This window comes from Brachybacterium equifaecis (assembly GCF_023509525.1).
Lineage (GTDB): Bacteria > Actinomycetota > Actinomycetes > Actinomycetales > Dermabacteraceae > Brachybacterium > Brachybacterium equifaecis.
In genome coordinates this window covers 87,496-113,205 of the sequence record NZ_JAKNCJ010000004.1, presented here as the reverse complement: position 1 = coordinate 113,205, position 25,710 = coordinate 87,496, and the positions used below count along the sequence as shown (strand labels likewise).

26 protein-coding genes are annotated in these 25,710 nt (G+C 70.8%); 12 read left to right on the top strand and 14 right to left on the bottom strand.

Annotation, left to right across the window (positions count from 1 at the left end; genetic code table 11):
* Position 1 precedes the first annotated feature (1 nt).
* A complete protein-coding gene (gene dusB, locus Bequi_RS09585; RefSeq protein ID WP_283774882.1) occupies positions 2–1,225 on the bottom strand; it encodes a tRNA dihydrouridine synthase DusB in 1,224 nt (407 codons plus the stop codon).
* A gap of 160 nt (positions 1,226–1,385) precedes the next feature.
* Here dusB and Bequi_RS09580 point away from each other — a divergent pair, with 160 nt between their 5' ends.
* Positions 1,386–2,432, top strand: a complete 1,047-nt coding sequence (locus tag Bequi_RS09580; RefSeq protein WP_249737710.1) for an LLM class flavin-dependent oxidoreductase — start codon at positions 1,386–1,388, stop codon at positions 2,430–2,432.
* 112 nt (positions 2,433–2,544) lie between these two features.
* Here the strand turns inward: Bequi_RS09580 and Bequi_RS09575 are convergent, their stop codons facing one another.
* Positions 2,545–3,936: a glycine--tRNA ligase gene (locus Bequi_RS09575; protein ID WP_249737709.1), complete on the bottom strand. Its 1,392-nt coding sequence runs from the start codon at positions 3,934–3,936 to the stop codon at positions 2,545–2,547.
* A 359-nt stretch (positions 3,937–4,295) separates the two neighbouring features.
* On the opposite strand from Bequi_RS09575, the gene Bequi_RS09570 reads away from it, so the two are divergent.
* The 5 genes from Bequi_RS09570 to Bequi_RS09550 are packed head-to-tail and all read left to right on the top strand — an operon-like array spanning position 4,296 to position 8,060.
* Positions 4,296–5,369: a metal ABC transporter substrate-binding protein gene (locus Bequi_RS09570; protein ID WP_249737708.1), complete on the top strand. Its 1,074-nt coding sequence runs from the start codon at positions 4,296–4,298 to the stop codon at positions 5,367–5,369.
* Positions 5,366–6,160: a metal ABC transporter ATP-binding protein gene (locus Bequi_RS09565; protein ID WP_249737707.1), complete on the top strand. Its 795-nt coding sequence runs from the start codon at positions 5,366–5,368 to the stop codon at positions 6,158–6,160. Before Bequi_RS09570 ends, Bequi_RS09565 begins: the two co-directional genes overlap by 4 nt.
* Positions 6,160–7,026 (top strand): metal ABC transporter permease, encoded by an 867-nt coding sequence (locus Bequi_RS09560; RefSeq protein ID WP_249737795.1) that lies wholly within the window; start codon positions 6,160–6,162, stop codon positions 7,024–7,026. The genes Bequi_RS09565 and Bequi_RS09560 overlap by 1 nt, the downstream gene beginning before the upstream one ends.
* Before the next feature lie 17 nt (positions 7,027–7,043).
* Positions 7,044–7,505, top strand: a complete 462-nt coding sequence (locus tag Bequi_RS09555; protein WP_249737706.1) for a Fur family transcriptional regulator — start codon at positions 7,044–7,046, stop codon at positions 7,503–7,505.
* Positions 7,506–7,508: 3 nt separating this feature from the next.
* Positions 7,509–8,060, top strand: a complete 552-nt coding sequence (locus Bequi_RS09550) for a DedA family protein (protein ID WP_249737705.1) — start codon at positions 7,509–7,511, stop codon at positions 8,058–8,060.
* Positions 8,061–8,067: 7 nt separating this feature from the next.
* Here Bequi_RS09550 and Bequi_RS09545 read toward each other — a convergent pair whose 3' ends face one another.
* Complete coding sequence (locus Bequi_RS09545; protein WP_249737704.1) at positions 8,068–8,874, bottom strand: isoprenyl transferase; 807 nt, start codon at positions 8,872–8,874, stop codon at positions 8,068–8,070.
* 63 nt (positions 8,875–8,937) lie between these two features.
* Entirely contained in the window at positions 8,938–9,669 is a 732-nt protein-coding gene (gene recO / locus Bequi_RS09540) for a DNA repair protein RecO (RefSeq protein ID WP_249737703.1), read from the bottom strand.
* Between the two features lie 92 nt (positions 9,670–9,761).
* On the opposite strand from recO, the gene Bequi_RS09535 reads away from it, so the two are divergent.
* Together Bequi_RS09535 and Bequi_RS09530 are read left to right on the top strand one after the other, a co-directional pair.
* Positions 9,762–10,361, top strand: coding sequence for a 2'-5' RNA ligase family protein (locus tag Bequi_RS09535; protein ID WP_249737702.1), 600 nt, complete (start codon positions 9,762–9,764; stop codon positions 10,359–10,361).
* 133 nt (positions 10,362–10,494) lie between these two features.
* A complete protein-coding gene (locus Bequi_RS09530; RefSeq protein ID WP_249737701.1) occupies positions 10,495–11,226 on the top strand; it encodes an EcsC family protein in 732 nt (243 codons plus the stop codon).
* On the opposite strand, the gene Bequi_RS09525 is transcribed toward Bequi_RS09530, so the two are convergent.
* Entirely contained in the window at positions 11,201–12,130 is a 930-nt protein-coding gene (locus Bequi_RS09525; protein ID WP_249737700.1) for a LysR family transcriptional regulator, read from the bottom strand. The genes Bequi_RS09530 and Bequi_RS09525 overlap by 26 nt on opposite strands.
* 160 nt (positions 12,131–12,290) lie before the next feature.
* Here Bequi_RS09525 and Bequi_RS09520 point away from each other — a divergent pair, with 160 nt between their 5' ends.
* A complete protein-coding gene (locus Bequi_RS09520) occupies positions 12,291–13,277 on the top strand; it encodes an EamA family transporter (protein WP_347271987.1) in 987 nt (328 codons plus the stop codon).
* A gap of 23 nt (positions 13,278–13,300) precedes the next feature.
* Here Bequi_RS09520 and Bequi_RS09515 read toward each other — a convergent pair whose 3' ends face one another.
* From Bequi_RS09515 to Bequi_RS09485, 7 genes are all read right to left on the bottom strand, one after another.
* Complete coding sequence (locus tag Bequi_RS09515) at positions 13,301–13,729, bottom strand: DUF1801 domain-containing protein (RefSeq protein WP_249737699.1); 429 nt, start codon at positions 13,727–13,729, stop codon at positions 13,301–13,303.
* 95 nt (positions 13,730–13,824) lie between these two features.
* Entirely contained in the window at positions 13,825–15,540 is a 1,716-nt protein-coding gene (gene leuA, locus Bequi_RS09510) for a 2-isopropylmalate synthase (RefSeq protein WP_249737793.1), read from the bottom strand.
* 341 nt (positions 15,541–15,881) lie between these two features.
* Complete coding sequence (era, locus tag Bequi_RS09505; protein WP_249737698.1) at positions 15,882–16,892, bottom strand: GTPase Era; 1,011 nt, start codon at positions 16,890–16,892, stop codon at positions 15,882–15,884.
* Positions 16,885–18,324, bottom strand: coding sequence for a hemolysin family protein (locus tag Bequi_RS09500; RefSeq protein ID WP_249737697.1), 1,440 nt, complete (start codon positions 18,322–18,324; stop codon positions 16,885–16,887). Before Bequi_RS09500 ends, era begins: the two co-directional genes overlap by 8 nt.
* Positions 18,321–18,788, bottom strand: coding sequence for an rRNA maturation RNase YbeY (ybeY, locus tag Bequi_RS09495; RefSeq protein WP_249737696.1), 468 nt, complete (start codon positions 18,786–18,788; stop codon positions 18,321–18,323). The genes Bequi_RS09500 and ybeY overlap by 4 nt, the downstream gene beginning before the upstream one ends.
* Entirely contained in the window at positions 18,785–19,903 is a 1,119-nt protein-coding gene (locus tag Bequi_RS09490) for a PhoH family protein (RefSeq protein WP_249737695.1), read from the bottom strand. The genes ybeY and Bequi_RS09490 overlap by 4 nt, the downstream gene beginning before the upstream one ends.
* A complete protein-coding gene (locus Bequi_RS09485; protein WP_249737694.1) occupies positions 19,900–20,268 on the bottom strand; it encodes a histidine triad nucleotide-binding protein in 369 nt (122 codons plus the stop codon). The genes Bequi_RS09490 and Bequi_RS09485 overlap by 4 nt, the downstream gene beginning before the upstream one ends.
* 144 nt (positions 20,269–20,412) lie before the next feature.
* Between Bequi_RS09485 and Bequi_RS09480 the strand changes: the two genes are divergently transcribed.
* Positions 20,413–20,979, top strand: coding sequence for an NADPH-dependent FMN reductase (locus Bequi_RS09480; RefSeq protein ID WP_249737693.1), 567 nt, complete (start codon positions 20,413–20,415; stop codon positions 20,977–20,979).
* 25 nt (positions 20,980–21,004) lie between these two features.
* Here the strand turns inward: Bequi_RS09480 and Bequi_RS09475 are convergent, their stop codons facing one another.
* A complete protein-coding gene (locus tag Bequi_RS09475; protein ID WP_249737692.1) occupies positions 21,005–21,397 on the bottom strand; it encodes a hypothetical protein in 393 nt (130 codons plus the stop codon).
* A 433-nt stretch (positions 21,398–21,830) separates the two neighbouring features.
* On the opposite strand from Bequi_RS09475, the gene Bequi_RS09470 reads away from it, so the two are divergent.
* Complete coding sequence (locus Bequi_RS09470; protein ID WP_249737691.1) at positions 21,831–23,774, top strand: 3-ketosteroid-delta-1-dehydrogenase; 1,944 nt, start codon at positions 21,831–21,833, stop codon at positions 23,772–23,774.
* Here Bequi_RS09470 and Bequi_RS09465 read toward each other — a convergent pair.
* Complete coding sequence (locus Bequi_RS09465) at positions 23,723–24,337, bottom strand: CGNR zinc finger domain-containing protein (protein WP_249737690.1); 615 nt, start codon at positions 24,335–24,337, stop codon at positions 23,723–23,725. The two genes, Bequi_RS09470 and Bequi_RS09465, sit on opposite strands and share 52 nt — an antisense overlap.
* 98 nt (positions 24,338–24,435) lie before the next feature.
* On the opposite strand from Bequi_RS09465, the gene Bequi_RS09460 reads away from it, so the two are divergent.
* Positions 24,436–25,704: an MFS transporter gene (locus Bequi_RS09460; protein WP_249737689.1), complete on the top strand. Its 1,269-nt coding sequence runs from the start codon at positions 24,436–24,438 to the stop codon at positions 25,702–25,704.
* Positions 25,705–25,710 lie beyond the last annotated feature (6 nt).

Below are 25,710 nucleotides of genomic sequence, written 5' to 3'. Positions count from 1 at the left end.
CTCATCCTCCCGAGGTGTCGAGCTCGGCCTCGTGGAGGCGCTCGCGATGCTCGGGCGAGAGCTCCCGCGAGTCCATCCACCCGTCGGGCACGGCGGCCCTGCGCGAGTGCCCGGAGCGACCGCGCGGCCCTTCGGCAGGAGCGCCCGGGTAGGGGGCGTCCCAGTCGAGCGCGGCGAGCTTCGCGTCGAGATCCTCGAGGGACTCCATCGCCGCGAGGCCCTGGCGCGCCTCCCCGCCGACGGGGTAGCCCTTGAAGTACCAGGCGACGTGCTTGCGCAGGTCGCGCAGGCCCCGGCCCTCGTCCTCGTAGAACTCGGTGAGCAGCTCGGCGTGGCGGCGCAGGGTGCGGGCGACGTCGCCGAGGGTCGGCTGGACGCGCTCGTCGGACCCCGAGAAGGCGGCGGCGAGATCGGCGAACAGCCACGGACGCCCCTGGCAGCCGCGGCCGACGACGACGCCGTCCGCGCCGGTCTGCTCGATCATCCGCAGGGCGTCCTCGGCCGACCAGATGTCGCCGTTGCCGAGCACCGGGATGCCGGTCACGGTCTGCTTCAGATCCGCGATCGCCTCCCAGTCCGCCTGGCCGCTGTAGTGCTGCTTCACGGTGCGCCCGTGCAGCGCGATCGCCGCGGCGCCGACCTCTTGGGCGATCAGTCCCGCATCGCGGTAGGTCAGGTGGTCCTCGTCCACGCCCATGCGCGTCTTGACCGTCACGGGGACGTCGCCGGCAGCCTTCACCGCGGCCCGCACGATCATCGTGAACAGCTCGGTCTTCCAGGGCAGGACTCCGCCTCCGCCGCGCCGCGTCACCTTCGGGACGGGGCAGCCGAAGTTCAGGTCGATGTGGTCGGCCTTGTCGCGCTCGAGCACCATCGACACGGCACGGCCGACGGTCGCCGGATCCACCCCGTACAGCTGGATCGAGCGGGGCGTCTCCTTCTCCCCCATCGTCACCAGGCGCCAGGACTCCTTGTGGTCCTCCACCAGCGCCCGGGTCGTCACCATCTCGCCGACGTACAGCCCGCCGGCGTCCTCGCTGTGGCGAGCGCCGAACTCGCGGCACAGCAGCCGGAACGCCATGTTCGTGATCCCGGCCATCGGGGCGAGCACGACCGGGGTGTCGACGGTGTGGGGGCCGATGGTGAGGGAGCGGCGCAGCGCGGCGGCAGGACCGTCGGCGCCGGGAGCGTCGGCTGCGGGGGCGGGAGCGGCAGGAGTGGTCATCGCAACCGATTGTCCCACCCTCCGCGCGATCGCGCGGTGTGAGGTGCAGCGGTAGGGCAGGACCGACGTCCCGGCAGCAGGGCTCGCGGAAGTGGGACCCTGGGCCGATGCCTCCGCCGCCCCGGCGCCGACGCACGCCCCCGCCCTCCAGGAGGTCCCCATGGCCGAGCCCGTCCACCAGACCGCCCCCGGCGCTCTGCGCATCTCCTTCCTCGCCGGCATCGAGAACGACCCCTATTCCATGCACCGGGGCCTGGACCTGTTCACAGCGGCGGACCTCTTCGGCTACGACGCCGGCTACGTGCGCGTGCGGCATCTGCAGCCGACGATCTCCTCCCCTCTGACGTTCCTCGCCGCCGCGTCCCAGCGCACCGAGCGGATCGAGCTCGGCACGGGAGTCATCCCGCTGTGGTTCGAGAAGCCTGCACGGCTGGCAGAGGATCTCGCGACGCTCGACGTGCTCTCGAACGGCCGCGTGCGCGCGGGGCTGTCCTCGGGATACTCGGCGAAGGTCGCCCCCTACCTCGGCGCGTACGGCGCTTCGAAGGAGTCGCCCCGCGATCGCGTCGACCGGATCCTCGCGGAGCTGCTGCGCTTCGTGGACGGCGAGATCGTCGCGAACGCGGACCACCACGTCGAGGACATCGAGGCCGGCACGGCCCTGCGTATCCAGCCGCAGTCGCCCGGCCTCCGCAGCCGTCTCGCGTACGGAGCGGCCAGCGTCGAGCGCGCGCGCTGGGTCGGCGAGAGGGGTCTGGGCCTGCAGCTCGCGACCCTCGCCCCCGACGACGGGACGGGGCGGACCTTCGAGGAGCTGCAGCTCGAGGCCCTGCGCGCCTATCGCGAGGCGAGCCGTGACGCCGGTTTCGGGGACGGCACGGTCGCCGTCTCCCGGCAGGCGATCCCGGTCGCCTCGGAGCGCGAGCTGGAGATGTTCCAGACCCTCATCCCTCGGGAGCGCGGGGCCGCGGCCGGAGTGATCAGCGAGCACCGGGCGAAGGAGATAGGCGGCGGCAGCGCCGTGTTCAGCAGGGTCGTGCTGGACTCCCCGGATGTCGTCTCGGAGGTGCTCAGCGCGGACGCCGTGCTGCGGGAGGCCGACGAGCTCATGCTCGTGCTCCCTTTCGCGGGCGGTCCGGCCGAGCACCAGCGAGTGCTCGAGCTGTTCGCTGAAGAGGTGGTGCCGGCCCTCGCACCGGCATCCTGAGATCGCGCTCGGCAGGGGGTGCCGGGTGCAGGAGGTGCTGGGTGCAGCGGGTGCCGGGTGCTGGGCGGCCCTCCCGGGATCGATCCCGGGAGGGCCGCTCTAAACTGCGGGCTCAGGCGCCGCGCAGGCGCTCCGCGAGGTAGCCGCGCACCTGGTCCAGCGCCACGCGCTCCTGGGACATGGTGTCGCGGTCGCGGATCGTCACCGCCTGGTCGCCCGCCGTCTCGAAGTCGACGGTGATGCAGAACGGGGTGCCGATCTCGTCCTGGCGGCGGTAGCGGCGCCCGATCGCCTGGGAGACGTCCATCTCCACGTTCCACTGCTCGCGCAGCTCGCTGGCGAGGGCCTCCGCGCGGGGCACCAGATCCTCGCTCTTGGACAGCGGCAGCACGGCCGCCTTCACCGGCGCCAGGCGCGGGTCGAGCTTCAGCACGGTGCGCACGTCCACTCCGCCCTTCGTGTTCGGCGCCTCGTCCTCGACGTAGGCGTCGACGAGGAACGCCATCATCGAGCGGGTGAGGCCGAAGGACGGCTCGATGACGTACGGGGTGTAGCGCTCGTTCGCGGCCTGGTCGAAGTACTGCATCTTCGTGCCGGATGCCTCGGTGTGGCTGGTGAGGTCGAAGTCGGTGCGGTTGGCGATGCCCATGAGCTCGCCCCACTCGCTGCCCTGGAAGCCGAAGCGGTACTCGATGTCGATGGTGCCGTCGGAGTAGTGGGCGCGCTTGTCCTCGGGGACCTCGAACTTCCGCATGTTCGCGGGGTCGATGCCGAGATCCACGAACCAGTTCCAGCAGTCCTCGACCCACTTCTCGAACCACTCGCCGGCCTCGGCGGGAGGAGTGAAGAACTCGATCTCCATCTGCTCGAACTCGCGGGTGCGGAAGATGAAGTTGCCCGGCGTGATCTCGTTGCGGAACGCCTTGCCGACCTGGCCGATGCCGAAGGGGGGCTTCTGGCGCGAGGCCGTGACGACGTTGAGGAAGTTCACGAAGATGCCCTGGGCGGTCTCGGGGCGCAGGTAGTGCAGCCCGGACTCGTTGTCCACGGCGCCGAGGTAGGTCTTCATCAGCCCCGAGAACTGCTGGGGGTCGGTGAACTCGCCGCGCGTGCCGCAGTTCGGGCAGGCGATGTCCGCGAGGCCGTTCTCGGGAGCGCGGCCCTTCTTCTCCTCGAACGCCTCGATCAGGTGGTCCTCGCGGAAGCGGGAGTGGCAGGAGCGGCACTCGACCAGCGGGTCGGTGAAGGTCTTCACGTGGCCGGAGGCCTCCCACACGCGCTTGGGGAGCACGATCGAGGAGTCCAGGCCCACCATGTCCTCGCGGCTGCGCACGAAGGTGCGCCACCACTGCTGTCGGATGTTCTCCTTGAGCTCGACGCCGAGGGGGCCGTAGTCCCACGCGGAGCGGGTGCCGCCGTAGATGTCTCCCGCGGGGAAGACGAATCCGCGCCGCTTGGCGAGGGCGATGACGTTGTCCAGGGTGCTGGCGGGGGCCTTGGCCACGGGGAACTCCTGCGATGCTCGGGTGCGATGGTGCGGGCCGACGTGCGATCGCTGGCTGCGGGCACGTCACGGGCACGCCCCGCCAGGATAGCCGGGGCAGAGGCTCGCAGACTCTCCGCGCCGTCCGCGCGGCCCCGATTCCCCGCGCGGCCAGCGCAACCCCGATTCTCCGCGCCGCCAGCGCAGCCCGGGGTGAATCGCGTCAGCACAGACGAGACGCGCGCTTCTCGTCTCTCCTGACGCGATTCGCACCAGGGGTGACCGCTCGCGCCACGACCGGCGCGCCCGTGCGCGCACGGGCAGACGGCACCGGGCGCGTCGAGTTGCGCGCAGACCCCGTGTGAATGAGAATGATTGTCATGTTCTTGTTCGGCCCGCCCCCCGCTCTGGCCTCGCCTCGTTCGACGCCGCTCTCCCGCCGACGCCTGCTGCGGACCCTCGGTGCCGGCGCAGGTGCGCTTGCCATCACCGGCACGGTGAGCGCGTGCGGCACCGGATCCGGCGCCGCATCGGACGCTCCCCTGGTGATCGTCCCCTGCTACCCGCTCGAATACATCGCGCAGCACGTCGGCGCGGACGTCGCCGAGGTGCAGAGCCTCATCCCCCCGGGATCGAACTCCCATGACCTCGAGCTCTCGCTCGCGCAGGTCGCCCTGCTGGAGAAGGCGACGCTGATCCTGCAGGTGCCCGGGATGATCGCCGCGCTCGACGACACGATCGCCTCCCGCGGTCTCAGCGATCGCTCTCTCGACGTCTCGACCGTCATCCCGCTGCTCACGAGCACCGGGGAGGAGGCGCACGGCGATGAGCACGCGGAGGATGCGCATGAGGAGGGGGCGGGTCACGAGGAGGAATCGGGGCACGAGGAGGAATCGGGCCACGAGGGTCACGAGGGCCACGACCACGGAGCCCTCGATCCCCACTTCTGGCATGATCCGCTGCGCCTGGCGACCGTCGGCGATGCGATTGCCGACCGGCTCGGCGCAGCGATCGAGGGAGCCGACGGCAGCGCGCTGGCTGCCGCAGCCGACGCCGCCCGCGCAGAGCTCGAGGCGCTGGACGCCGAGCTCGCCGCGCAGTACGGCGCCTCCAGCTTGCCCGATGGAGAGCGCGCCTTCGTCACCAGCCACGCCGCCTTCGGCTACCTCGCCCAGCGCTACGGCCTGGAGCAGATCGGGATCTCCGGGATCGACCCGGAGGTCGAGCCCTCCCCGAACCGGCTCCTGCAGCTCGAGCAGATCATCGCGGACAAGGGGCTGACCACAGTGTTCTTCGAGACCACGGCATCGCCGAAGGTCGCCGAGTCGCTCGCGGCGAACATCGGCGTGCGCACCGACGAGCTCGACAACCTCGAGAGCCGCACGAGCGAAGATGCCGACTACCCTGCAGTGATGCGCGAGAACGCCCGCAGGATCGTGGAGAGCTGGACATGAGCGCGTCCCCTGCCCCATCCGGGTCGGCCCCTGCCCCGTCCGGGGCGGCGCCGGCCCCCGTCATCGCCGCCCGAGACGTCCACGTGCACCTAGGCGGCACCTCCGTGCTGCACGACGTCGACCTCACGGTGCAGCGCGGGGAGCTCGTCGCCCTGCTCGGGGCGAACGGCTCGGGCAAATCCACGCTGCTGCGCTCGCTGGTGGGGATCCTTCCGCTGGACGAGGGCCGGATCGAGCTGTTCGGCAGCGCCGTGGCGGAGCGATCCGTCCACGCGCGGCTCGGGTACGTGCCGCAGTACGCCGCGGAGCCCGGCACGATCCCTGCGACCGCGCGAGAGATGGTCGCCACGGGTCTGCTCGGGCCGAGGCGCTGGTTCTCCCGCGCGAAAGACCCCCGGATCGATGCGCTGCTCGCGGATCTCGGCCTCAGCGCGCTCGCGGATCGGCCCGTGAACCAGATGTCGGGCGGGCAGCGCCAGCGCGTCATGATCGCCCGCGCACTCGTGCGCTCCCCCGAGCTGCTCGTGCTCGACGAGCCGTTCTCCGGCGTCGACGTCGCGACCCAGGATCAGCTCGCGATCCTGCTGCGCCGGCTCGTCTCGCGCGGCACCACGATCGTCGTGGTGCTCCACGAGCTGGGCGTGCTCGCCGGCGACATCTCCCGCGCGGTGGTCCTGGACCAGGGGCGGATCATCCATGACGGGGATCCGAGCTCCCGCCCGCTGATCGACCCCGGCCACGACCACGCGCTCGACGCCGCCGCCTGCCTCGGACAGGAGATCCACCCGTGATCATCTCCCCCTGGGACCTCCTCACCAGCGACATCATGCGATACCCGCTGATCATCGCCGTCCTGATCGGACTCACCGCGCCGATCGTCGGCACCTACCTCGTGCAGAAGCGGCTCTCGCTGCTGGGCGACGGGCTCGGGCATGTCGCCCTCACCGGTGTGGCCGTCGGCTGGCTCGTCGGCGCGTGGATCTCCGCGACGCCCGTGGATCTGCTGGCGATCCCCGGCGCGCTGATCGCCTCGATCCTCGGCGCGGTCGTCATCGAGATCGTCCGCGAGCTCAGCCACACGAGCCGCGACGTCGCGCTCGCGATCCTCTTCTACGGCGGGATCGCGGGCGGGGTCGTGATCATCCAGCTCGCCGGCGGCGGCTCGCAGAACCTCATGGGCTACCTCTTCGGCTCCCTGTCGACCGTGACCGGCTCCGACCTCGTGATCACGATCGTGCTCGCGCTGATCGTGATGGCCGTCGGCCTCGCGCTCGGGAAGGTGCTGTTCACCGTCACGGCCGACGAGGAGTTCGCGCGGGCCTCAGGACTGCCGGTGCGGGCGATGAACATCCTCATCGCCATCATCGCAGCCCTCACGGTCACGCTCGCGATGCGGATCGTCGGCGCGCTGATGGTCTCGGCGCTGATGATCGTGCCGGTCGCCGCGGCGCAGTCGCTCGTGGTCGGATTCAGCCGCACGATGCGCACGGCCATGGTGATCGCCGTGCTGTGCAGCCTCGGCGGGCTGATCCTCACGGCGTATGTGGATCTGCCCCCGGGCGGGGTGATCGTGCTGCTGACGATCGGGGTCTACGTGCTCGGACAGATCGCGCGCCCTGTGATCCAGGCCCGTCGCCGCCGCCAGGCCGCGGCCTGATCGGGGAGACTGGAGCGATGGAGGGGACCACGAAGCAGCGCACCACCAAGCAGCGCACCGCGATCCTGGAGGCGCTCGGCCGCCAGGACGATTTCCGCAGCGCCCAGCAGATCCACGAGGACATGCGCGCGGGCGGCGCGAGCGTGGGCCTGGCGACCGTGTACCGGGCGCTGCAGGCGATGGCGCAGTCCGGCCAGGTCGACGTGCTGGTCACCGACGACGGCGAGTCGATCTACCGCCAGTGCGCGCAGTCCGCCCATCACCACCATCTGGTGTGCCGGCAGTGCGGGCGGACCGTCGAGTTCCAGGCGCCTCAGGCCCTCGAGGAGTGGACCCAGAAGGTCGCGAGCGAGCACGGCTTCGCCGCGGTCGACCACACGATGGAGCTGTTCGGGCTGTGCCCTGAGCACGCGGCGCAGGCGGATGCCGCCGGACCCGGTGCAGCCGATCCCAGTGCCGACGCGGACGGGGGCCGCTGAGCCGTGCTCGAGTGGATCCGGTCCCTCCCCATCGTTCCCGCCGTCGCGTTCCTCTGGTTCGTGGTGCTCTGCCGCGCCGGCGCCACGTACCTCGTCGGCCGCGGGGCGCATCGCCTCGCGCGCCGCGGGCGCATCGCCGAGCTGGTCGAGAGCCCGCGGGTGGTCAACGCGATCGATGTCGTGAGCCGCTGGGGAGCGCCGGTGGTCGCGCTCAGCTTCCTGACCGTCGGCTTCCAGACCGCCGCCAACTTCTCCGCCGGGCTGATCCGCATGCCCGCGGTGCGCTACGTTCCGGCGCTGATCATCGGCGGCTTCGCCTGGGCGGTCATCTATGCGACTGTCGGCCTCGCCGCCGTGGCGCTGTGGGTGGAGCTGTTCCTGCGCAGCCCGTGGGCGGCCGTCGCGGTCCTCGCGATCGTCTCTGCTGTGGTGATCGTGCTGGTCCGCAGCCGGCGCCGGCGCTCCACCGTGCTCGCGGAGGCTGCCGCCGATACCGCGGAGGTGAGCGCCGCCGACTCCTCCCGTGAGCCGGGGGCCGACGGCACGTTCCGCTGACGCCCGCTCAGCTCCCGGCTGCGGGATCCTGCGGCGCGTCCACCGCCCCGCCGTAGCGACGATCTCGACGCGCGTACTCGGTGATCGCCCTCCACAGCACGACCCGGTCGACGTCGGGCCACAGCTCCGGCACGAACACGAGCTCCGCGTAGGCCGCCTCCCACAGCAGGAAGTTCGAGGTGCGCTGCTCGCCGCTCGTGCGCAGGAACAGATCGACGTCGGGCATATCGGGATCATTCAGCCACCCCCGGAACGAGGACTCCGTGATGGAGCGCGGGCTCACGCGACCGGCGCGCGCGGCCGCGACGATCTCGCGCACGCCGTCGACGATCTCCGCGCGGCCGCCGTGGTTCACGCACATGTAGAGGGTCATGCGCGTGTTGCTGCGCGTGAGCTCCTCGGCCTCCTTGAGCTCCTTGATCACCGAGGACCACAGGCGCTGCTCGCGGCCGATCCACACGATCCGCACGCCCCAGGCGTTCAGGGTGTCGCGCTGGCGGCGCAGCACGGAGCGCGAGAAGCCCATCAGGAAGCGCACCTCCTCCGGGGAGCGCTTCCAGTTCTCGGTGGAGAACGCATAGGCGGAGAGGTGCGTGACGCCGATCTGCAGCGCTCCCGCGACGACGTCGAGCAGGGCCGCCTCCCCCGCCTCGTGGCCGGCCGTGCGCGGCAGGCCGCGCTGGTTCGCCCAGCGGCCGTTGCCGTCCATGACCACTGCGACGTGGCGCGGGATCGTGGGGCGCGGGAGCTGCGGGGGCCGCGCGCCGCTGGGGTGGTCGTAGGGCTCGTCGTAGACGGGTGCAGCTGGGCTCATGCACCACAGGATGGCAGATGGAGGCCCGGCCGGTCGCGCGGCGCCGCTGCAGGCCCGCGCGGCTCAGCGCTCGACGTACCCCAGCGAGCGGACGGACCGCTCCAGGTGCCAGGTGATCGTGTCGGCGATGATGCGGCTCGCCTCGAGCTGGACCGTGGGATCGGCTGCGAGGACGCTGTCCCAGTCGCCTGCCAGCAGGAAGATCATGTGCTCCACCGCGGCGGCGCGCAACGCGATCGCACCGGGCTTGCGGCACGCGGAGCAGACGAGCCCGCCCGCGGAGACGTCGAGCGCGTGGTGCGGACCTTCTGCTCCGCAGCTCGCGCACACCCGCAGCTCCGGCGCCCATCCCGAGAGCGCAAGCGTGCGCAGCAGGAACGCATCGAGCGCGAGCGCCGGGGGGATCCTTCCCGCGGCGACGGTGCGCATCGCGCCGACCAGCAGCAGGAAGCTGCGAGGCGAAGAGTCGATGACGTCGTCGCTGAGCCGGTCCATCGTCTCGAGCATCGCGGTCGCCGCGGTGAAGCGCGTGTAGTCGGCGGTGATGGCCTGGGCGAAGGACTCGATGCTCTCGACCTGGTTGACGGTGTGCAGGCTCTTCCCCGCGTGGAGCTGGATGTCGATGAGGCCGAAGGGCTCCAGTCGCGCGCCGAACCGGCTCCCGGTGCGGCGCACTCCCTTCGCGACCGCGCGCACTTTCCCATGCCGACGGGACAGGAGGGTGATGATGCGGTCCGCCTCGCCCAGAGGGTGGGTGCGCAGGACGATCGCATGGTCGCGGTAGAGCTTCTGCATGATGCAGCCGAATCTACCGCCGGCGGCCGACGAACGGGCCGAGGGCCGCCCGTCGCCGCCCGCATGTCGGCGCGCTGTGGCAGGCTCCTCGCATGAGGCTCTTCGCAGCGATCAGGCCCCCGCAGGACATCCTCGAGCATCTGGACTCGGCTCTGGAGGACGTGCGCGCACGCGCGGGCCGCGCCCTGCGCTTCACGGACATGGAGCAGCAGCACCTCACGCTCGCATTCCACCCGGATATCCCCGACGGGGCCCTCGAGGACGCCCTCGACGAGATGGCGCAGCTCGCCGCTGGGTTCGACCCCCTCACCCTGCATCTCGCGGGCGCCGGCGAGTTCTCCGGCCGCACCCTGTGGATCGGGGCGGGCGGAGACGCGGCCGGGATGGAGCGGCTGCTCGCCCAGCCCTGGCTCGGCGAGAGCCCCCGCGAGCGCCGGCGCGCGCATCTCACGGTCGCGCGCGTCTCCGCCCGGGCGCCGCAGGCCCGGCGCGCGCCCCGGCAGAAGGGGCAGCCGCGCGAGAGCGCGCCCGCCCATATCCTCCTCCAGGAGGCCGTGCACGCGCTCTCGGTGTACCGCGGTCCCGAGTGGACCGCGCGCGAGGTGGAGCTGGTGGCCTCGCGCCTCGGCGAAGGGCGCTCCGGTGGCCCCCTGCACGAGATCGTGGGGATGGTCCCTCTCGGCACCTGGTGAACCCTCCGCTCCGGCGGGCGCACGGCTCGAGGACCGACTCGCCGCACTCCGGTTCTGCGCGTGCTCCCAGGGCGGCATGGTGGATTGATTCCACGACTCCCCACCCCCACAGCACGCGAGACGAGGAACCGCCATGGGCATCCTGAACCTGTTCAGCCCCGCCGAGAAGAAGCGAGCCCGGCGCAGCACCCGCGCCGCCATGAAGGAGGCCCGGCGCGGGGACGGCGCAGCTGCGCAGTCCGACGGCGGCGCCCTGCAGAGCCTCGTGGAGTCCTTCCGCGACATCGGTCTGGACGGGCGCTTCGGCTACGCCTCCGCCGCGGACGTCGCGCGACGCGCGCAGAAGGCCGCAGGCAAGGGACGGCCCGAGAAGGCGATCAAGCGCCTCATCCGCCAGCACCGCCGCGGCGTGGGAGTCGCGGGCTTCGCGACGGGGCTCGGCGGGTTTATCACGCTGCCCGTGCTGCTGCCGGCGAACATCTTCGAGTTCTACGTCCAGGCCACCCGGCTCGTCGGAGGGATCGCCGCCGTGCGCGGCTATGACCTGAACGACGAGGAGGTGCGCGTGCGCGTGCTCGCAGCGCTCACCGGCGAGGAGGCCGGGGACGTGCTCGGCAGCCTCGGTCTCGGTCCGATCGCCGGAGTCGCCGCCCGCGGAGTCGCCTCGCGCATGCGCCGCGGCTCGAGCTCGCAGATCGCGCAGGCGATCGGATCGCGGATCATGCGCCGCTTCGCTCTGCGCTCCACACGCCTGTTCGGCAAGGCCATCCCCGGGCTCGGCGCTGTGGTCGGCGCGATCTCCGATCGCCGTCAGCTCGCGAAGATCGCCGAGGCTGCGCTCACGAGCTTCCCGGCGAAGGGCTGAGCGGCAGCGGAGGCAGCCCCTGCGCGGCCTCCGTCAGCGCCGATCGGAACGCTGCGACCGCCGGATGCGCCGCGCCGCCGGAGCGCACTGCGGTGTAGATCCGCCGCACCGGTGCTCCCGGCAGCGCGTGCAGATGCGCTCCGGCGAGGTGCTGGGTCGCGATGAGCTGGGGAAGGATGCCGACGGCGTGTCCGGAGCGGACCAGGTGCGCCTGCAGCAGCAGGTCGATGGTCTCGAAGCGGATGCGAGGCTCGAAGCCGCGCTCGCGGGCGGCGCCGCGCAGCCATCGGCCGGGCATCGCCCATTCCGGATCGGCGGTCCAGTTCGCTGCGGCCAGTTCCGTGATGCTGCCCGCTCCGGCCCAGGGGCCGAGGGCGGGGACCGCCAGCAGCAGCGGATCGCGCAGCAGCTCTTCGCGCTGCTCCCCGGGCCGCATCGGCTCGTCCATTCCTGGGTACTCCTCCCCCAGGATCACGTCGAACTCGTGGGCGAGCAGGCCCGCGTACGCCGGCTCCACCTCCCGCTGCGCGACCTCGAGCTGCAGGTCGGGGAAGCGCTCGTAGAGGATCGAGAGCGCCGGCGGCACCAGCTGCAGCATCACGGACTGGAAGGACGCGACGCGAAGCACGCCCGAGAGCGCGGGCCGCACGGCGGCCAGCTCGGCCTGCGCCCGCTCCACGGCCTCCAGCAGGGTGCGCGCATGCCCGGCGAGCAGCACTCCCGCGTCGGTGAGCACCACGTGCCGGCCGACCTTCTCCACCAGGGCGACGTCGGCCTCCTTCTCGAGCTGCGCGAGCTGCTGGGAGACGGCGGACGTCGAGTAGTTCAGCGCCCGCGCCACCTCGGTCAGAGTCCCCAGCCGCTCGAGCTCATGCAGGACGCGCAGGCGCTGCAGGTTCAGCATGGCGCTCTCCTTCCAGGAGTGATGCGAGGCGGCGATCTGCGGACCTTTCCGCGGCGTCCTCGCGCACCGTCGGATCATCCGCATCTGCTTCACGATCATCTTCGCAGACTCGCGACATGATGGACTGTCCTTCCGTCGGCCCGCACCGCAGACTGTCCAGGTGGCTCGTCTCCTCTCCCCCTCCTCCGGCTCCATGACGCCTGCCGTGGCGATGATCCTCGGCTCGTGCGTCTCCCTCCAGTTCGGCGCGGCCCTCGCCGCGCAGCTCTTCCCCGCCCTCGGCTCCTGGGGCGTGACCGCCCTGCGCCTCGGCCTCGCGGGAATCGTCCTGCTGCTGCTCGTGCGCCCTGCCGTGCACCGCTGGCACCGATCGCAATGGAGCGCGGTGCTGCTCTTCGGTCTCTCCCTCGGGGCCATGAACGGCAGCTTCTACGCCTCGATCTCCCGGATCCCGCTGGGCACCGCGGTCGCGATCGAGTTCCTGGGGCCGCTGGTCCTCTCGGCGATCCTGTCCCGCAGGCTCGCCGACCTCGCCTGCGTCGCTCTCGCGCTCGCGGGAGTCAGCCTCTTCGGCGTGGAGAGCTCGCTCGGCCTCTCCGCTCTCGACCCGATCGGCGTCATGTGGGCCCTCGCCGCGGGCGTCTTCTGGGCCTGCTACGTGCTCGCGAGCGCGCACGTGGGCACGAAGGTGCCGGGGCAGGGAGGCCTCGCGGTGTCCGTGGCGATCGGCGCGCTGCTCCTCATGCCCCTCGGCGCGCACGGCGTCATCGGCGCGCTCGAGGAGCCCCGATTTCTGCTGCTGGCCCTCGGCACGGCGCTGCTGGCCTCCGTGATCCCCTACACCCTGGAGCTCTCGGCGCTGCGCCGGCTGCCGCGGCACGTCTTCAGCATCCTCCTGAGCCTCGAGCCTGCGATCGCGATGCTCGCCGGCCTCGTCCTGCTCGCGCAGCCCATCAGCGCGTTCGGCCTCGCAGCAGTCGCATTCGTCATCGCCGCCTCGATCGGCACCACCCTCGCCGAGCGCCGACGGCAGCGGGGGCGCACAGAGGACCGATTCGCGGAAGCGGGCGGTGCGGCCGTCGTCTCCGCGGAATACGTGGCCGAGGTGCTCGAGACGGATGCGCTGCGGGAGGCCGATCGGGTCTGAGCGGTCTCGCCCGCTCTGGGCGCTCAGCAGCCCTCGGCGACGACCCCGCCCTCGGTGCTCGCCCAGGACGCCTCGAGCAGCTCCCGCAGCACCGACTCGTCGATGTCCTTCAGCCCGTTGACGTACACGCAGCCGGCCCCGCGCCGGTGCTTGCCGAGACGGTCCAGCATCTCGCTCGCACCGTCGAAGTCCTGCAGCCCGTAGAGCGAGAGCGCGGCCTTGCGCGGGCTGAACCCGAGGCGGAACCACGTGCCCTCGGAGACGCGCCGGCGGTACTCCATCGCGCCGTAGCCGATCATGCTCGGGCCCCACATCACGGCGCTCTCCCCGGTCACCTCGCCGAACAGCTCCAGCAGGCGCGCTCCCTCCTCGCGCCGGCGCGCGGTGGGAAGCTCGGCGCAGTACTGCGCGGGATCGACGTCGGTCGGATGGGTCTTCACCTCGTAGGCCATGCCGGGATCGTACCGCCGGGGCCGCGGGCACGCCGAGGGCCCCCGGCCGCGTGCACTGCTGCGCGACCGGGGGCCCTCATGGCGGGACGCTGCGCTCAGGCGGCGCTGCGCACCCGCTCCGCCCGGTTCAGGGCCGAGACGATCGCCTGCAGGGCAGCGCGCGTGGTGGAGCCGTCGATGCCGACGCCCCAGTAGATCGCGTCGCCGATCTCGCACTCCACGTACGAGGCGGCCAGAGAGTGCTCGCCCTCGGTGAGCGCGTGCTCGGCGTAGTCCAGGATGCGCAGCTGCACGCCCTTGGACTCCAGCGCCCGCACGAACGCGTCGAGGGGACCGTTGCCGATGCCCGAGATCGTCTGCTCGGTCTCTCCCACGCGCAGCTCGACGGCGATCCTGTCGGCGCCGTCGCCCGCGGACTCCTGGTGCACGCCGCGGAAGCCGTAGCGGCCCCAGGCCTTCGCGCGGTCGGCCGAGGGCAGGTACTCGTCCTGGAAGCACTCCCACAGCGCCGCCGGCGAGACCTCGCCGCCCCCGGTGTCGGTGAGGCCCTGGACGATTCCGGAGAACTCGATCTGCAGGCGGCGCGGCAGATCCAGGCCGTGCTCCGTGCGCAGCAGATAGGCCATTCCGCCCTTGCCGGACTGGCTGTTCACGCGGATCACGGCCTCGTAGGAGCGGCCGATGTCGCGAGGATCGATCGGCAGGTACGGCACGCGCCAGACGAGGTCGTCGACGTCCTTCCCCGCCGCGGCGGCGTCGGACTCCATCCGCTCCAGGCCCTTCTTGATGGCGTCCTGGTGGGAGCCGGAGAAGGCCGTGAAGACGAGGTCGCCGCCGTACGGGGAGCGCTCGGGCACGCGCATCTGGTTGCAGTGCTCGACAGTGCGGCGGATCTCGTCCATGTCGCTGAAGTCGATCTGCGGGTCGATGCCCTGGCTGAACAGGTTCAGGCCCAGCGTCACCAAGTCGACGTTGCCGGTGCGCTCGCCGTTGCCGAACAGGCAGCCCTCGATGCGGTCGGCCCCGGCCAGATAGCCGAGCTCCGCGGCGGCGACGCCCGTGCCCCGGTCGTTGTGGGGGTGCAGGGACAGCACGATCGAATCGCGCGGCTCGAGGTGGCGGTGCATCCACTCGATCGAGTCGGCGTACACGTTGGGGGTCGCCATCTCGACGGTCGCGGGCAGGTTCACGATCATCTTGTGCTCGGGCGTCGGCTTGAAGATCTCGGCGACCGCGTTGCACACGCGCACGGCGTACTCGAGCTCCGTGCCCGTGTAGGACTCGGGCGAGTACTCGTAGGTGATGTCGGTGCCCTCGATGGTCTCCTCGTACTTCTTGCACAGGAGCGCGCCCTGCACCGCGATGTCGAGCACGCCGTCCTCGTCGGAGCGGAAGACGACGTCGCGCTGCACGATCGAGGTCGAGTTGTACAGGTGCACGACGGCGCGCTTCGCGCCGCGGATCGCCTCGTAGGTGCGCTCGATGAGGTGCTCGCGGGACTGGGTGAGCACCTGGATGGAGACATCTTCGGGAATGCGATCCTCTTCGATGAGGGTGCGCACGAAGTCGAAGTCGGTCTGCGAGGCCGAGGGGAATCCGACCTCGATCTCCTTGTAGCCCATCCGCACCAGCAGCTCGAACATCCGCAGCTTGCGCTCGGAGTTCATCGGGTCGATGAGCGCCTGGTTCCCGTCGCGCAGGTCGACCGCGCACCAGCGCGGCGCTCGGGTGATGCGCGCATCGGGCCAGGTGCGGTCGGGCAGATCCACGCGGATCTGCTCCTCGAACGGGAGGTACTTGTGCGCCGGCATCCCTGAGGGCTTCTGGGGAGCGTCTCCGCTGGAGCCGACGACCGGCTGCGCGGGATCGGCGGTGGCGGCGCGGGGGGCGACTGCGGAGGGCGCCGGGGAGGCCGATGGGCTCTGGGGCGTGGTGGTCACTGCGATTCCTTCAGGTCAGGTGGGGTCGCCGGGGCAGGAACGAGCGCCGCGTCGGGGACCCGGCGGTTCAGGCCTCGACGCGGCGGCTAAGAAGGAGGAGCTGACCACGCATGCGGCCACGGTATCACCGCAGCAGTGCCCCACAGCACATCGTCCGCGGCGGCGAATGGGGCGGTTCCGCACGCTCGCGGAGGGTCGCGGCGCACGTCCCCTCAGAACCCGAGGCGGCCGAGCTGCTTGGGGTCGCGCTGCCAGTCCTTGGCGATCTTCACGCGCAGGTCGAGGTGGACGCGCCGGCCGAGGAGCTGGTTGATGCTCTTGCGCGCCTCGGAGCCGACCTCCTTCAGTCGTGATCCCGCGCGGCCGATGATGATGCCCTTCTGGCTGTCGCGCTCGACGAAGAGGCTCGCGCGCACCACGAGGCGTCCGGTGCCGGGCTCGGGAGTGACGAAGGGGTCGCCGTCGAGGTCCTCCTCGACGATCTCCTCGACCACGACGGCGATGGAGTGGGGCAGCTCGTCCCGCACGCCCTCGAGCGCGGCCTCGCGGATGAGCTCGGCGATGCGGTCGGCGTCGTCCTCCTCGGTGAGCTGATCCTCCGGGTAGAGGACCGGCCCGGCGGGGAGGACTCCGGCGATGACGTCCACGAGCGTGTCGACCTGGCGCCCGGCGACCGCGCTGATCGGGATGATCTCGTCGAACTCCAGCAGTTCGCTGACGCTGAGCAGGTGCTCGGCGATCGCATCGGGCTTCACGAGGTCGCACTTGGTGATGATCGCGATGAGCTTCGGCCCTCGGCGACCGCTTCGCAGCTCGCGCAGATCCTCGGCGATGTGCCGGTCGCCCGGTCCGATCTTCTGGTCGGCGGGGAGGCAGAAGCCGACGACGTCCACACCCGCGAGGGTCTCTCGCACGAGGTCGTTCAGGCGCTCTCCGAGCAGGGTGCGCGGGCGGTGCACCCCGGGGGTGTCCACCAGCACGATCTGCGCTCCGGGCCGGGTCACGATGCCGCGGATCGCGCGGCGGGTCGTCTGCGGCTTCGAGGAGGTGATCGCGACCTTCTCGCCGACGAGTGCGTTGGTGAGGGTGGACTTGCCGACGTTCGGCCGGCCCACGATCGCGACGAACCCCGAGCGGTGAGCGGGCTCGGCAGTTCGGAGAGCGGGCTCTTCAGTGCGGTGAGCGGGCTCGGCAGTGCGGTGGTGCTGGTCCTGCTCAGGCATGGTTCTCCTCGGTGTGCGGGGTGGGGTGCGGGTCGGCGCTGCTGCCGGGGGCGTCGGCCCGGCGCCTCTCGCGCTCGGCCTCTCGGCGCTCCTCGCGCTCCTCCCGGCGCTCTTCACGCCGCTCTTCGCGGGTGCTCTCGCGCTCCTCGCGCTCCTCCTCGCTCTCGCGCGGGGCGCGGGCGACGAGCACGCTCGCGAGCTGCTTGCGGCGGCCGCCCGTGCGGTCGCCGACGATGCGCAGTCCGAGCGCCTCCCCCTCGGAGCCGACGATCGGGATGCGGCCGATGGCCTTTGCGAGCAGGCCGCCGATAGTGTCGACGTCCTCCTCCTCGATGTCCAGGCCGAACAGCTCGCCGGTGGTGGAGATGGTCTCGCGCGCGGGGACGCGGAAGACGCCGTCGCCGAGGTCCTCGATGCTGACCTCGCGGCGGTCGTGCTCGTCGGCGATCTCTCCCACGATCTCCTCGAGGACGTCCTCGATGGTGACCATTCCGGAGACTCCGCCGTACTCGTCCACGACGATCGCGATGTGCACGCGGGTCGTCTGCATGTGGTGGAGGACTTCATCGGCCCCGAGGAACTCGGGGATGAACATCGCCGGGCGCATGATCTCGGTGACGGGGCGGTCGGGGCGCGGATCCCACGGCGAGTGGATCGTGCGCATGAGGTCCTTGACGTACAGCACGCCGAGGACGTCGTCCATCCCCTCCCCGATCACGGGGATGCGGGAGAAGCCCGAGCGCACGAACAGGCGCATCGCCTTCTCGGCGGTGGTGTCGCCCTCGAGGGCGATGATGTCGGTGCGGGGCAGCATGATCTCGCGCACGTGGGTGTCGCCGAGGTCGAAGACGCCCTGGATCATGTCGCGCTCGGTGTTCTGGAGCTCCTCGTTCTCCATGGCGCGGTCCACGAACTGCCGCAGCTCCGCCTCGGTGGCGTAGGGACCTCCGGAGATCTTCCCGCCGGGGGTGAATGCGGAGCCGATGTGGATCATCAGCCGGGCGGGGGGACCGAGGAGGCCCCGGATGATCGTGATCAGCCCGGAGAGGCGGATCGAGGTGGCCTCGGGCCGGCGGCGACCGATGGTGCGCGGGGAGACGGAGACGACGAGGAACGAGGCGATCACGGAGATCGCGGTGGCCAGCAGGCCGGGGAGGACCCAGCCCTCCATCGTCTCGAAGACGAGCGCGGTGATCGCGACGACCATCACGGATTCGGCGATCACGCGCCCCAGGCTGATCGCTGCCAGCGAATGCGGGGCGTCGTCGTGCTGATGCAGGACGCGGCGGCGGGTGCGCTCGGGCGACTCCTCGAGCGCGCGCTCGAGCGCGGCGCGCGAGGTGCCCAGCAGCGCCGCGTCGGCGGCGGAGAGCAGGGCGCCGACGACGAGACCGAGGACCGCCAGCGGGATGAGGACGAGGAAGAGGGTCACTTCGCCTCACGCCCGCGCGAGGCGAGGAAGGTGAGCAGGAGCGTGCGCTGGAGGTCGAACATGACGGTGCGCTCGTCCTCCTCGGCGTGGTCGTAGCCCATCAGGTGGAGCATGCCGTGGGTGGCGAGCAGGAGCATCTCCTCGGCGGCGCTGTGCCCTGCCGTGGCCGCCTGCTGCGCCGCAATCGTGGGGCAGATGACGATGTCGCCGAGCAGCCCCTCGGGCGCGGGGCGCTCCGGCGTGCCGGGGATCAGCTCGTCCATCGGGAAGGACAGCACGTCGGTGGGTCCGGGCTCGTCCATCCAGCGGATGTGCAGCTGCTCCATGGCCGGCTCGTCGACGAACAGCACGGACAGCTCGGTCGCGGGATGCAGGTGCATCGCGTCGAAGACGTAGCGGGCGAGATCGACGAACTCCCGCTCGTCGATCTTCGCCGTGGTCTCGTTGCGCACTTCGATGCTCATCGCGGATCCCCCTCGGTGGTCAGATCGGTCTTCGACTGGCGCGGCGCTCCGGCCCGGCGCGCCTCGCGGTTGCCGGTGCGCGCGTGCGGAGCGCGCGCAGCGTTCGGGCCGCCTGAGCCCACCTCCCACTTGCCGTAGGCCTCGACGATGTCGGAGACGAGACGGTGGCGCACGACGTCGCGCGCGCCGAGGTGGCAGAAGGAGATGTCGTCGACGTCGCCGAGCACCTGCTCCACCACGCGCAGGCCGCTGGCCTGGCCGCCGGGCAGGTCGACCTGGGTGACGTCGCCGGTGATGACCATGGTGGAGTTGAAGCCGAGGCGGGTGAGGAACATCTTCATCTGCTCGGGCGTCGTGTTCTGCGCCTCGTCGAGGATGATGAAGGCGTCGTTCAGGGTGCGGCCGCGCATGTACGCGAGCGGGGCGACCTCGATCGTGCCGGCGCCCATGAGGCGCGGTATCGAATCGGGGTCGAGCATGTCGTGCAGCGCGTCGTAGAGCGGGCGCAGGTAAGGATCGATCTTCTCGTTCAGCGTGCCCGGCAGGAAGCCGAGCCGCTCCCCCGCCTCCACGGCGGGCCGGGTGAGGATGATCCGGTTGATCTGCTTGCTCAGCAGCTGCTGGACCGCCATCGCGACCGCGAGGTAGGTCTTGCCGGTGCCGGCGGGACCGATGCCGAAGGTGATCGTGTGCGACTGGACGGCGTCCACATACTGCTTCTGGCCGAGAGTCTTCGGGCGGATGGTGCGACCGCGGGCCGACAGGATCGTCTGGGAGAGCACCTGGTCGATCTGCGCGCCGCGAGCGCGCTCGTCCCCGTAGAGCTCGACGGCGCGCTGCACGGCGTCGGCCGTGACGCCCTGACCGGTCGCGGCGACCTGGATCAGCGTGCGCACGATGTGCTCGGCGCGGCGCACCTCGCTCTCGATGCCGCGCAGGGTGACCTGGCGGCCGCGGATGACGACGTCGACGGCAGGCACCGCTGCGTCGAGCGCGGCGAGAGCGGCGTCGTTCTCGCCGAGGACCTGCACGGGGTTCAGATGATCGGGGATCGCCAGGAGGCGCTCGATCGGCTCGGCGGGGGTGCCGGGCGCGGGGGTGACGGAATGGGTCACAGTGCTCCTTCTGCGAGCTCCTCGCCCGCAAGGACGTGCGCGTGCACGTGGAAGACGGACTGACCGGCGCTCGCACCGGTGTTGAACACGAGGCGGAAGTCACCGTTCGCCTCCTGGAGAGCGATCTCCTCGGCGGCGCGGACGACTTCCGACATCAGCTGCGGCTCGAAGGCGAGCTCGCGCACGTCGCGGTAGTGCTGGCGGGGCACGACCAGGACGTGGACGGGAGCCTTCGGAGAGGTGTCGCGGAAGGCGATCAGCTTGTCGCTCTCGTGGACGATCTCGGCGGGGATCCGACCTGCGACGATCTGGCAGAAGATGCAGTCGGGGTCGACGGCGGGGTTCTCGAGCGAAGTCTCGGTCATGACCCCGATTCTACGGGCCGTGCTCCCTCCGAGCCTGCGAGGAGCCCCACACCCCGGGTTCGCGATCTGGTCGCGCGGCTCCGGTCGGCGCAATACTGGAGCGTCAGATCATCCAAACCTCAACTACCCCGGAGGACCCCCCTCATGCCGAAGCTCGGAATCATCGTCTCCAGCAACCGCCCCAACCGCGTCGGCGAGCACGTGGGGAGCTGGGTGCGCGAGCACGTCGGCGAGAGCTGGGAGGTCGACGAGATCGATCTGGCCGCGCAGGGCCTCCCCTTCTTCGACGGCGCCTCCTCCCCCAAGCAGGGTCTCCCCCGCACCGAGCAGCACGCGATCGACTGGGCCGAGCGCGTCGCGGCCCTCGACGCCGTGGTGATCGCGACTCCCGAGTACAACGGCGCGTACCCCGCGATCCTCAAGAACGCGATCGACTTCCTCTACGAGGAGTGGTCGGGGCTGCCGATCGTGCTGGTGGGCTACGGCTGGGGCGGCGCTGCGGGCTCCATCGAGCTGCTCGAGCGGCTCTTCGCGCGCGTCGGCGCGAACGTCGTCGGCAGCGTCGGCCTGCACTTCCGCGAGGATCTCACCGTCGAAGGCGCGGTCTCCGTCCGCGAGCAGGTCGAGCTCGAGCTCACCGACCTGATCGGTGCGCTCGAGACCGCCGTCGCGCAGCGCCATGTCGAGCTGATGGAGGGCGCGCAGGGCTGAGCACCTGGCGCACGGGCCTCGCGGCTCAGCCGCCGTCGGAAGTCAGGAGATCTCCGGCGACGAAGCCACCGGGGTTCAGCGGATCGGCACTGCAGTTCACGCCGACGGCCTGCGCGATCGAGAGATCGACGTTCGTGGTCTTCGTGAGGTACAGACCCTGCCGGTAGGTCAGAGCGATCCCGTGCCAGGTCTGCACCGCTCCGTGGGAGTCTTCCTCGGTCTCCCCGGGCTCGAGCCCCCCGGGCCGAATGGAGTGCGGCACGACAAGGTGGACAGTCTCTCCCGGTTCGATGGTGTAGCCGGGAGCCTGGACGCGCGCCTTCCAGCCCTCCGGTTCAGCGTCGATGAGCGACTCGAGCGCCCAGCCTGCGGGTCCTGGCTCGAAGGTCTCACCCTTCACAATGACGGCGTCCCCCATCGCCTCAGCTTCACTGCGCGCATCGGAGACCCCCGGGGGCATCCCCTCATCGCCATCGACCGCAGTGATCGTGAGCGCACGCGCGCCTTCCGGCACTGACAGAGGGATGACTCCTGCGACCCAGTCCCCAGCTCGATCAGTCGGGATGCAGACTCCCACGCCCAGCTCGTCGAGGCCCTGCAGGCTCGCGGGCTCACCTGCACAGCCACCCAGGAGAAGAGCACAGACAGCCACGAGCGATCCCGTGCGCACGGCGCCGCGGAGACGGCCGCGGGCCCGATCGACGCCAATGGGCGGGAGTGGTGCGATCTCCATGGGGTGCCCTCGATTCCGGCCGGCGTTCTGCCTGCTTTCGCTGGAGGATATGCCTGCCCGCGGCTCTCCGGCGGGAGAACCACCATTCTCGGAGTGCGCGGCGGCAGCAGCGGGCAACATGGGAGCACTCCAGCAGAAAGGCCTGCTCATGACCCCGACGACTCCCGCGTCCCCCGCACCGGCCCTCAGCCAGGGCGCAGCTGCGCAGGGTTTCGACACCGAGGTCGACTTCCTCGTGATCGGCTCCGGCACCGGGATGCTCGGCGCCCTCGCTGCCCACGAAGCAGGGCTCACCGCCCTCGTGCTCGAGAAGACGGATCGCGTCGGCGGCTCCCTCGCCCGCTCCGGTGGGGCGTTCTGGATCCCCGGGAACGAGGTGCTGGAGCGCGAGGGAGCGAGCGACACTGCCGCCGATGCTCTCGCCTACCTGCGCACTCTCACGGCCGATGCCGGCATCCCCGACGACATCCTCGAGGCCTACCTCGCTCTCGGTCCGGAGACGGTCGCCCTCATGGAGCGCACGACCCTCATGGAGTTCTTCTGGGCGAAGGGCTATTCGGACTACCACCCGGAGCTGCCGGGAGGATCCGCTGAGGGCCGGACGGTCGAATGCGCGCCTTTCGATCTCGCCGCGCTCGGCGAGGATCGGCCGCTGCTGCGTGAGGCCGTGATGGAGGCCCCGGTTCCGATGCCCGTCACCGGCGCCGACTACAAGTGGCTGAACCTCATCGCCCGCACCCCGGCGCGATCCCTGCCGAGCGCACTGCGGCGCGTCATCCAAGGAGTCGGAGGGAAGACGCTCGGCAAGGAGCTCGCTGCGGGCGGTCAGGCCATCGCCGGGGGCCTGTTCGCGGGGCTGCGCGCTGCAGGGATCCCCGTGTGGACGAACTCCGAGGCGAGCGAGCTGCTGGTCGAGGGTGACCGGGTCGTCGGCGCCGTCGTGATCCGCGAGGGCCGACGGGTGCAGGTGCGCGCCCGGCGCGGGGTGCTGCTCGCCGCCGGCGGGTTCGACCATGACCTGGCGCTGCGGCGGCAGGTGCAGTCCGAGGTGCTCACGGCCGACGTGAGCCTCGGGGCGACAGGGAGCACGGGCGACGGGCTCCGGATCGGCGAATCCGTCGGCGCCGGAACTGCGCTGCTGGAGGAGTCCTGGTGGTTCCCGGCCCTCGCACAGCCGGGCGCTGCAGCGCCGCTTCCCCTCCTCGCCGAGCGCTCCCTGCCAGGCAGTTTCATGATCGATCGCCACGGGAAGCGGTTCATCAACGAATCCCGGGACTACATGAGCTTCGGCCAAGAGGTGCTGCGCCGGTTCGCGGACGGCGATCCCGTCGGCACGATGTGGCTGGTGTTCGACCAGCGCTATCGCCGCAACTACCTGCTCGGCGGCACCGTGATGCCGGGGCTCCCGCTGCCTGCGGCGTGGATCGAGGGCGGGGTCGCGGCGCTCGGCGAGACGCCCGCGGAGCTCGCCGCGGCGATGGGAGTGCGTGCCGGCGCCTTTGAGGAGAGCCTCGCGCGCTTCAACCATCTCGCGGGGATGGGCACCGACCACGATTTCGGTCGCGGCGCGAGTGCCTACGACAGGTACTACGGCGACCCCACACAATCGCCGAACCCGAATCTGCGGCCGCTCGCAGGGCGGCTCTTCGCGGTGCAGGTGGTCCTCAGCGATCTCGGCACCTGCGGCGGACTCGTCACCGACGAGCGCGCTCGCGTGCTGCGCCCCGACGGCTCGCCGATTGCCGGGCTCTACGCCGCCGGCAACACTTCGGCGAACGTGTTCGGTCACGTCTACCCGGGCGCAGGCGCCACGATCGGCCAGGGCCTGGTGTTCGCCGTGGCGGCGGCGCGGGATGCGGCGGGTCTGCCCGTGGCCCGAGCACAGTGCGATGACACCCGCCCTCCGCTGCTGCCGACTGCGCAGCATTCCCCGGCAGCAACGATGGCTGAACTGACCGGGCATGCTGATCGACGGCGCGGCCGACGCGCACGAAACACTTGGTGCGCGAGTTACATGTCGGCCGGCGGAGATGCCTGTTTCCGCGCTTGCTGGCGTGCGTAGTAGGCGCGAGAGCGATTGCGGTCGCCGCAGTCGCGGGTGACACACCAGCGTCGATTGCGACGGGGAGAGGTGTCGAGGTAGACCCAGCCGCAGATGGCGTCTTCGCACTGGTGCAGACGGTCGAGATCGTCACGCGTGAGGAGGCCGATCAGGCCACGCGCGATGCGATGTCGTGGCGTGTCCAAGGCTGCCGACAGGTCCGTCCACGACCAGCTCGCGCCACCCGCGCCTCGGGCGAGCGTGGCAGCGTCGAGTGCCTCGCGGAAGGCGGCAGCAAGGGCGGCAGCGGCGCTCTTGTCGCCGTGGAACAGGGCCCCGTAGGCGTTCTCACGGAGCGCGATCACCTTGTCGAGCTCGCTGAATGCGGTGCGAGAGTCATTCTCAGCCAAGGCCACCAGCAGCTTCTGCTCTGACACGTCGATGAGACCGGATTCCAGACACCACGTGAGCACATGGCCGTAGGAAGCGAGGTCCTCCTCTCGCTCGGTGCCTCCGAGTCTCCACTCGACCGTGTTGATCAGGTCGAGCATCCGGTCTCCCGAGATGTGACTGAACGTCGCCATCAACCCCTCCTCACAAGTGATCAAAGTGTTGCATGTGAAGGCCGCATGGGGTTGACTCTCACAAGCACCCGTCCAATCACCCGTGAGAAGAGATCGTCATGGATCCGAGCCTCAGGCTCCTGCGCTTCCACCCCTCGTTCCGGTGGTACTGGGCGGGCCAGTCGATCAGCAGTGCCGGCAGCCAGGTCACCTCCATGGCGCTGCCCTTGGTGACGGCTCTGGCGCTGGGGGGAAGTCCCGCGGACGTCGGACTCGTCGCCACCGCGGCGATGGCCCCTTACCTGCTGTTCTCCCTCCTCGCCGGCCATCTCCTCGAGCCGCGACCGAAGCGGGTTGTCATGATCTCGGCCAACATTGCCCAGGCCGTGCTGCTAGCCCTCATTCCCCTTGCGTGGTGGTCCGGGGCCCTCACCGTCCCGATCCTGGCGGTGATCGCCTTCTTGTGCGGGACCGCCGCCTTGTGCTTCGGAGTCGTGGGGTTCTCCTACGTGCCCGATCTGGTCTCGGACAAGGAACTGCCCGCAGCCAACCGCGCCATCCAAGGCAGTAGAACCGTCACCGAGGTCGCAGGACCGGGGCTGGCGGGGTTACTCGTCGGTGCCCTGGGAGCACCGGTGGCCATCACCGTCGATGCTGTCAGCTACCTGGCCTCTGCGGTCGGTGTCGCCGTGGCCCGCCCCGCACGCCGAGGCGCCCCCGAAGAGGGCACCCCACGTGCCGCCTCTCCGGATCTGTTGGAAAGGCCCCGAATCCTCGACGGCCTCGGCGTCCTGTTCAACAATCCGCACCTGCGGCCACTGACCGTGCATGCCGCTCTCTACAACCTCGCCAGCGAGGTCTTCACCCTCAACCTCGTCCTGTGGGCCGTCAAAGAGCAGCACCTTTCCACCACGGTCTACGGACTTGCCATCGGCGCCAGCGGCGTGGGCGGGCTGATCGGCACCATGACTGCTCTGCGCCTTTCCGACCGCCTAGGACTCGGCAGGGCATTCATCGCTTCTCTCGCACTGTCATGCGGCATCCCCCTGCTCGCGGTCCTGTGGCCCGCGCAAGGCTGGGCACTCGCCGCCGTCCTCGCAGCCGTGATGCTCGTCTCCGGCTTCGGGCTGGGCAACGCCAACGTCTACTCACTCACCCTGCGCCAAGCCGTGATCCCCCGCGAACAGCTCACCCGATCCGCCGGCGCCTACAGCCAGGTCATGTATGGCTCGATTCCCCTAGGTGGGATCTTGGCCGGCCTATTCGGTGAATGGTTGGGCACCAGGAGCGCCGCCGCCGCCGGTGCGCTGCTACTGGCCTGCTCCATCCTGCCGATGCTCACCCGAGCCATCCGCTCCCTGACCACACCCGCTCCCGGCACCGCCTGACTCACA

Bases quoted from the DNA above. Each gene is read 5' to 3' on its own strand.
- dusB (WP_283774882.1), bottom strand. From the start codon at position 1,225: ATGACCACTCCTGCCGCTCCCGCCCCCGCAGCCGACGCTCCCGGCGCC.
- Bequi_RS09580 (WP_249737710.1), top strand. From the start codon at position 1,386: ATGGCCGAGCCCGTCCACCAGACCGCCCCCGGCGCTCTGCGCATCTCC.
- Bequi_RS09570 (WP_249737708.1), top strand. From the start codon at position 4,296: ATGTTCTTGTTCGGCCCGCCCCCCGCTCTGGCCTCGCCTCGTTCGACG.
- Bequi_RS09565 (WP_249737707.1), top strand. From the start codon at position 5,366: ATGAGCGCGTCCCCTGCCCCATCCGGGTCGGCCCCTGCCCCGTCCGGG.
- Bequi_RS09555 (WP_249737706.1), top strand. From the start codon at position 7,044: ATGGAGGGGACCACGAAGCAGCGCACCACCAAGCAGCGCACCGCGATC.
- Bequi_RS09545 (WP_249737704.1), bottom strand. From the start codon at position 8,874: ATGAGCCCAGCTGCACCCGTCTACGACGAGCCCTACGACCACCCCAGC.
- recO (WP_249737703.1), bottom strand. From the start codon at position 9,669: ATGCAGAAGCTCTACCGCGACCATGCGATCGTCCTGCGCACCCACCCT.
- Bequi_RS09535 (WP_249737702.1), top strand. From the start codon at position 9,762: ATGAGGCTCTTCGCAGCGATCAGGCCCCCGCAGGACATCCTCGAGCAT.
- Bequi_RS09530 (WP_249737701.1), top strand. From the start codon at position 10,495: ATGGGCATCCTGAACCTGTTCAGCCCCGCCGAGAAGAAGCGAGCCCGG.
- Bequi_RS09525 (WP_249737700.1), bottom strand. From the start codon at position 12,130: ATGCTGAACCTGCAGCGCCTGCGCGTCCTGCATGAGCTCGAGCGGCTG.
- Bequi_RS09515 (WP_249737699.1), bottom strand. From the start codon at position 13,729: ATGGCCTACGAGGTGAAGACCCATCCGACCGACGTCGATCCCGCGCAG.
- leuA (WP_249737793.1), bottom strand. From the start codon at position 15,540: ATGCCGGCGCACAAGTACCTCCCGTTCGAGGAGCAGATCCGCGTGGAT.
- era (WP_249737698.1), bottom strand. From the start codon at position 16,892: ATGCCTGAGCAGGACCAGCACCACCGCACTGCCGAGCCCGCTCACCGC.
- ybeY (WP_249737696.1), bottom strand. From the start codon at position 18,788: ATGAGCATCGAAGTGCGCAACGAGACCACGGCGAAGATCGACGAGCGG.
- Bequi_RS09485 (WP_249737694.1), bottom strand. From the start codon at position 20,268: ATGACCGAGACTTCGCTCGAGAACCCCGCCGTCGACCCCGACTGCATC.
- Bequi_RS09480 (WP_249737693.1), top strand. From the start codon at position 20,413: ATGCCGAAGCTCGGAATCATCGTCTCCAGCAACCGCCCCAACCGCGTC.
- Bequi_RS09475 (WP_249737692.1), bottom strand. From the start codon at position 21,397: ATGGGGGACGCCGTCATTGTGAAGGGTGAGACCTTCGAGCCAGGACCC.
- Bequi_RS09470 (WP_249737691.1), top strand. From the start codon at position 21,831: ATGGGAGCACTCCAGCAGAAAGGCCTGCTCATGACCCCGACGACTCCC.
- Bequi_RS09465 (WP_249737690.1), bottom strand. From the start codon at position 24,337: ATGGCGACGTTCAGTCACATCTCGGGAGACCGGATGCTCGACCTGATC.
- Bequi_RS09460 (WP_249737689.1), top strand. From the start codon at position 24,436: ATGGATCCGAGCCTCAGGCTCCTGCGCTTCCACCCCTCGTTCCGGTGG.